Genomic DNA, 1,010 nt, shown 5'->3' on the forward strand with positions numbered 1-1,010 from the left:
CGAGGGGTCAGGGGCGGGGCCGCCCCCGTCACCTGTACCCGGTCGGCGCCCCGGTATCGCCCGGTGGCGGCCGCGTCAGGAGGTGGTCCGGGCGGTGCAGGTACCGAGCTGGTCGCCGGGCCGGAGGGTGCCGTCGCCGAAGGTCTGGTTCATGACGGTGGCGAACTCGGGCAGGACGCTCATCCAGATGTCGGAGAGCGCGAGGTTGACGCGCGGCGGCAGTACGGACTGCACGTCCGGGCTGATCCGGGGCCGGGTGGGGATGTTGTACACCGGGAGGCGGGTGCCGGCGGGGTCGCTGCTGGTCTGCACGACGAAGGTGCTGTCGCCGGAGAGGCTGCCTTCGAGGTTCGAGACCTGCACGTAGCGGCCGGAGGCGTCGGTCAGGGTGAAGCCGCCCTTGGCCGCCGTCCGGATGTAGACGGAGTTCGCCAGGGTGATGGGGTTGCCGACGGAGGTGAGGTCGATGGTGACCGTCCCGGTGGCGTCGACGTCCCGGAAGGACGCGGCGTTGCCGCCGGGCGTCAGGGCCTTGAAGGTGATGCCGGGCTTCGCCCAGGTGAGCGTGCACTCGGCGCTGCCGGTGGCCATGTTCAGGGTGACGGGGGCGCCCGCGAAGGCGACGTGGGCGAGGGCTATGGTGCCGACGAGGCCCGCGGCGAGGGCGGCGACGGTTTTCGGGGACATCTGCGGGGACTCCTGGTGTGGCGGGTGGCTCCCCCCCCGGGCTCCCAGCGTTCCGGGCCCGCTGACGGGCGGCAAACCCGCTGCGCCGAGTAGCGTCATCACCCGCTGTCACGGGTGGCGGGGTCCAGGAGCCCGGGGCGGGTGTCAGGCGACCAGGGCCGCCCGGTAGGCGGTGATCACCAGGTGGACGCGGTCGCGGGCGGCGAGCTTCGCCAGCAGGTGGCCGACGTGGGTCTTGACCGTGCCCGTGCTGACGCACAGCCGCTCGGCGATCTCGGTGTTGGTGAGCCCGCGGCCGATCAGCGTGAGCACCTCCAACTCCC

2 protein-coding genes are annotated in these 1,010 nt (G+C 72.8%); both read right to left on the reverse strand.

All coding sequences use genetic code 11. The features are described 5' to 3' along the window. Positions 1–75: 75 nt before the first annotated feature. Positions 76–687 carry a hypothetical protein gene (locus ACWDCZ_RS41735; RefSeq protein ID WP_449818778.1) on the reverse strand — a complete coding sequence of 204 codons (612 nt, stop codon included), beginning with the start codon at positions 685–687 and terminating at the stop codon, positions 76–78. Between the two features lie 144 nt (positions 688–831). After that, a partial coding sequence (locus tag ACWDCZ_RS41740; protein ID WP_449818779.1) for a response regulator transcription factor occupies positions 832–1,010 on the reverse strand: 179 nt, incomplete at its 5' end.

The organism is Kitasatospora sp. NPDC001225 (assembly GCF_053597855.1).

What these genes read in the sequence shown, in the direction of transcription:
- ACWDCZ_RS41735 (WP_449818778.1), bottom strand. Translation starts at nt 687, where the DNA reads ATGTCCCCGAAAACCGTCGCCGCCCTCGCCGCGGGCCTCGTCGGCACC.